Source organism: Mesorhizobium sp. M1A.F.Ca.IN.020.04.1.1 (assembly GCF_003997315.1).
In the GTDB taxonomy this organism is placed as follows: Bacteria; Pseudomonadota; Alphaproteobacteria; order Rhizobiales; family Rhizobiaceae; genus Mesorhizobium.
On sequence record NZ_RZSN01000284.1, the window covers coordinates 1 to 4,547 of the forward strand.

The window sequence follows — 4,547 nt, forward strand, 5'->3', positions numbered from 1 at the left end:
CGGCAACCACGTCCGCCGATACCACGGGCACCGTCTCGCCGGGCGGCGGCCAGACGGCAAGTTCGGCCACCAAGATCGATGTCCCGGCCGATATCGGTCCGGTGGCGCTGCACGACGCGGCCGCAGGCGGTGACGCCAAGGCGCTGTTCGAGATCGGCTCGCGCTACGCGGAATCGCGCGGCGTCAAGGAAGACATGGCGGCGGCCGCCAAATGGTATGAGAAATCCGCCGAACTGGGCTTCGCACCGGCCGAATACCGCATCGGCAATTTTTACGAGAAGGGCATCGGCGTCGCGCGCGACATCAAGAAAGCCAAGACCTATTACCAACTCGCGGCGGAACAGGGCAACGCCAGCGCCATGCACAATCTGGCGGTTCTGTTCGCGATGGCGGCGGACGGCGTGACCGACAATGAGTCGGCGGCGCACTGGTTCCAGGAGGCGGCCGACCTCGGCGTCAAGGACAGCCAGTTCAATCTCGGCATCCTTTCGGCCAAGGGCGTCGGCATGAAGCAGAACCTGGAGGAATCCTACAAATGGTTCGCTCTCGTCGCCAAGACCGGCGACAAGGACGCTGCGGCCAAACGCGACGAGATCGCCAATGCGCTCAGGCCCGAGCAGCTCGAGCGGGCGCGCGCCGCCACGGACCTGTGGAAGGCCAAGCCGCTCAACGCGGCCAGCAACTCGGCCGACATTCCGGAATCCTGGCAGGACAGCACGCCGCAGACCACCGCCGGCATCGACATGAAGAAGGCGGTGAAGAACATCCAGCTGATCCTCAATAAGAACGGCTATGATGCCGGCGGCGCCGACGGCGTTATGGGCGACAAGACCAAGAACGCGATCATGGCCTTTCAGACCGACAACAAGATGAAGCCGACCGGCGAGATCGACGCGCCACTCGTCAAGGCGCTGCTTGCGCACAAATAACGGCAGGCGCGTCGCTTCCGCGACGGCTTGCCACAGATTTGCCTGTTAACTGATTGAGACGGTTTTCGTTTCGGCGCGGCGCCGGGGTTTGACCCCGGCGCCGCGCCGCGCAAGAAAAAATTGGCTTTTCGGTGCGAAACTGCCGGGGACGGCGGCATTCGCCGACAGGCAAACTGATCGAGACAGACGGGTGGGCATCTATCTCCCGATCGCGGAAATTTCCGTCAACGTGTTCGTGCTGCTCGCGATGGGCGCGGCGGTGGGTTTCCTGTCGGGCATGTTCGGGGTCGGCGGCGGCTTCCTGATCACGCCGCTCCTGATCTTCTACAACATCCCGCCGGCGATCGCGGTGGCCACGGGGGCCAACCAGGTCATAGCCTCCTCCTTCTCCGGCGCGCTGTCGCACTTCAAGCGCGGCACGCTCGACTTCAAGCTCGGCGGAGTGCTTCTGGCCGGCGGCATTGTCGGCTCGACCGCCGGCATCTATGTCTTTGCGCTGCTGCGCCGGCTCGGCCAATTGGACCTCTTCATTTCGCTGCTCTACGTCGCGCTGCTCGGCACCGTTGGCGGGCTGATGCTGGTCGAGAGCGTCAACGCGCTGCGCGCCTCGCGCAGCGGCGCGGCGCCGGTGCTGAAGAAATCCGGCCAGCACAACTGGATCCACCGGCTGCCGTTCAAGATGCGCTTCCGCGCCTCGAAGCTGTTCGTCAGTATCATCCCGGTGCTCGGCCTCGGCGCGGCAATCGGCTTCCTGTCGTCGATCATGGGCGTCGGCGGCGGCTTCATCATGGTGCCGGCGCTGATCTACCTGCTCAAGGTGCCGACCAACGTCGTTATCGGCACCTCGCTGTTCCAGATCATCTTCACCTCGGCCTACACCACGCTGGTGCATGCCACGACGAACCAGACGGTCGACGTGATCCTGGCCTTCCTGCTGATGGCGGGCGGCGTTGCCGGCGCGCAATATGGCGCCAAAGCGGGCCAGCGGCTGCGGGGCGAGCAGTTGCGGGCGCTTCTGGCGCTGTTGGTTCTGGCCGTCGCCATCCGTCTGGCCATCGACCTCTTCGTGACGCCTCCCAATCGCTATTCGCTCGCGGGCCTGACCTGATGGGGCCGTTGAGAGCGTTCGCAGCCGCCATCCTGTCGCTCGCTGCCGCAGCACTGCCGGCGGCGGCACAGACGCCGGCGACGGAAAGCATCCAGATCGGCCTGTCGACCGACGCCATTTCGATTACCGCCGGGTTTTCCGGCGCTGACCTCACCATTTTCGGCTCGCTCGAAAATCCCGATCCGCTGATCGCGCGCCAGGGACGCTACGATGTCATCGTCGTGCTGGAGGGTCCCGCCCGCCCCGTCGTCGTGCGCCGCAAGGACAGGGTGCTCGGCGTCTGGATCAATCTGGAATCGGAGACTTTCGAGAACGTGCCGGTATCCTACTCGGTGGCGACGACCCGCCCGCTGCAGGACATCACCGAGCCGAACAGCTACAAGCAGCTGTCGCTCGGCGCTTCGAACCTCTACATGCAACCGGCCGAGCCCAGCGACAGCCCGATCACGATCGAGGAATTCACCTCGGCACTTCGCGAGCGCAAGACGGCGACCGGCCTTTACAGCGAGAATGTCGGGGGCGTCCAGTTCCTGTCGCAGAACCTGTTCCGGGCCACCGTCCGGCTCGCGCCCAACATCCCGGTCGGCACCCATAAGGCACGCGCCTTCCTGTTCAAGAGCGGCATGTTCGTGAAGGAGAGCTCGGCCCAGCTCGAAATCCGCAAGTCCGGTTTCGAACAGTCGATCTTCCGCGTCGCGCACGACTATTCCTTCCTCTACGGCGTGTTCGCCGTGTCCCTTGCCATGCTCACCGGCTGGCTCGGACGCATCGTTTTCCGCAAGGATTGACGTTTTTCGCGCGAATGAGGGTTCCCCTGTTCCCGGATTTGGGATAAGTCGCCGCCTCCCAACTCGGGGACAAGCACACATTCAATTCGGCAGAGCGGTCCGGCGACCGGGTGACGGCGCGTTTTTCGACGCCGGCGATGCGCTGCGACGAAACCAATGACAGGAGGCTGCTATGCATCCAGCATTCGGCGGCATCGATTTCGGCACGTCCAATTCCACAGTGGGCGTGATCCGCCACGGCCGGGCGCAACTGGTAGCACTGGAGGGCGAACAGCCCACCTTGCCGAGCGCCGTCTTCTTCAACTTCGAGGACGGCCACACCTATTTCGGCCGCCGCGCGATCGCCGACTACACCGACAGCGTCGAGGGCCGGCTGATGCGCTCGCTGAAAAGCGTTCTCGGCAGCTCGCTCGCCAACGAGAAGACGCGCATCAAGGCGCGCCTGATCGGCTTCACCGACATCATCGGCTTATTCATCAGCCATTTGAAGAAGCGGCTGGAAGAGGATGCCGGCGGCCCGGTCGAACGCGTCGTGCTCGGCCGCCCCGTGCAGTTCGTCGATGACGATGCCGACGCCGACGCCAAGGCGCAAAGCGAGCTTGAAAAGGCGGCGCGCGCACAAGGGTTCAAGCACATCGCCTTCCAGTTCGAGCCGATCGCGGCCGCACTCGACTACGAACAGAATGTCGCCCGCGAAGAGTTGGCGCTGATCGTCGACATGGGCGGCGGCACCTCCGACTTCTCGATCGTGCGCGTCTCGCCGGAGCGCGCCCGCTCGGACGACCGCAAGGGCGACATATTGGCCAATCGCGGCATCCACATCGGCGGCACGGATTTCGACCGGCTGCTCAGCATCGCCCATATCATGCCCGAGCTCGGCTATCTGACCCCGACCAAGGACGGCAAGCGCAATCTGCCGGCAAGTTATTTCATCGACCTCGCCACCTGGCAGCGCATCAATCTCATTTACACTGCGAAGGCGATGTCGGATTTGAAGCAGATCCGCTTCGAAGCCGAGCGCGCCGATCTCGTCGACCGCTTCATCCACATTGTCGAGCATCGTTACGGCCATGCGATGGCCGGCCTGGTCGAACGGGCCAAGATCGCGCTGACAGAACATTCCTGGGCCGAGGTGAAGGTGTCGCTGCCCGGCGTACGCTTCGCGGCCGGGATCACGCGCGCCGGCCTGGAAGAGACGATCGGCGGCGATATCGAACGGGTGGCCGCGACGGTCAGGCAAACGATTGCCGACGCAGGCGTTCCCGCTTCGGCCATCACCGCCGTGTTCCTCACCGGCGGTTCGACGGCGATCCCGCTGGCAAAGCGGCGGATCCTTTCGCTGGTGCCGCAGGCCTCGGTTATCGAAGGCGATATGTTCGGCTCGGTCGGGCTTGGGCTCGCGCTTGATGCGCGGCGCAAATTCGCCTGACGCTTCCTTGCTCTAGCCCCTCCCCGTTGACGACGCGTTCTGCTTGCCGGTGAGATGCGCCTTGAGCGCCATTTGCGCGAGGCTCGCCTGCCGGTCGCGATGGGTAATCATGGCGAAATCGCGTTTCGGCAGAATGACCGGCACGGATCGCAAGCTGCCTTCCGCCAGCGAACGCGCAATGACGAGCTCGGAAATTATAGTCGCGCCGGCACCAGCCTCCACCGCCTGACGCACAGCCTCGTTGCTGGGCAGAACAAGAAAGATCTGCAACTCGGCCGGCGGAACCCCTTCAC

Annotated in this window: 5 protein-coding genes; 4 read left to right on the plus strand and 1 reads right to left on the minus strand. The window is 64.2% G+C overall.

Going from position 1 to position 4,547, the window contains the following annotated elements; translation table 11 throughout:
• The 4 genes from EOA49_RS30430 to EOA49_RS30445 all read left to right on the plus strand — a co-directional run.
• The coding region (locus tag EOA49_RS30430; RefSeq protein WP_164749333.1) for an SEL1-like repeat protein at positions 1–929 on the plus strand (929 nt) is incomplete at its 5' end.
• Positions 930–1,119: 190 nt separating this feature from the next.
• Positions 1,120–2,037, plus strand: coding sequence for a sulfite exporter TauE/SafE family protein (locus tag EOA49_RS30435; RefSeq protein WP_066996707.1), 918 nt, complete (start codon positions 1,120–1,122; stop codon positions 2,035–2,037).
• Positions 2,037–2,825: a TIGR02186 family protein gene (locus tag EOA49_RS30440; protein ID WP_067322676.1), complete on the plus strand. Its 789-nt coding sequence runs from the start codon at positions 2,037–2,039 to the stop codon at positions 2,823–2,825. The genes EOA49_RS30435 and EOA49_RS30440 overlap by 1 nt, the downstream gene beginning before the upstream one ends.
• 172 nt (positions 2,826–2,997) lie before the next feature.
• Positions 2,998–4,254 (plus strand): Hsp70 family protein, encoded by a 1,257-nt coding sequence (locus tag EOA49_RS30445; RefSeq protein ID WP_095826490.1) that lies wholly within the window; start codon positions 2,998–3,000, stop codon positions 4,252–4,254.
• Between the two features lie 12 nt (positions 4,255–4,266).
• On the opposite strand, the gene EOA49_RS30450 is transcribed toward EOA49_RS30445, so the two are convergent.
• Positions 4,267–4,547 (minus strand): LysR substrate-binding domain-containing protein (locus tag EOA49_RS30450; RefSeq protein WP_245460846.1); only part of this gene is annotated, 281 nt, incomplete at its 5' end.

Bases quoted from the DNA above. Each gene is read 5' to 3' on its own strand.
- EOA49_RS30440 (WP_067322676.1), top strand. From the start codon at position 2,037: ATGGGGCCGTTGAGAGCGTTCGCAGCCGCCATCCTGTCGCTCGCTGCC.
- EOA49_RS30445 (WP_095826490.1), top strand. From the start codon at position 2,998: ATGCATCCAGCATTCGGCGGCATCGATTTCGGCACGTCCAATTCCACA.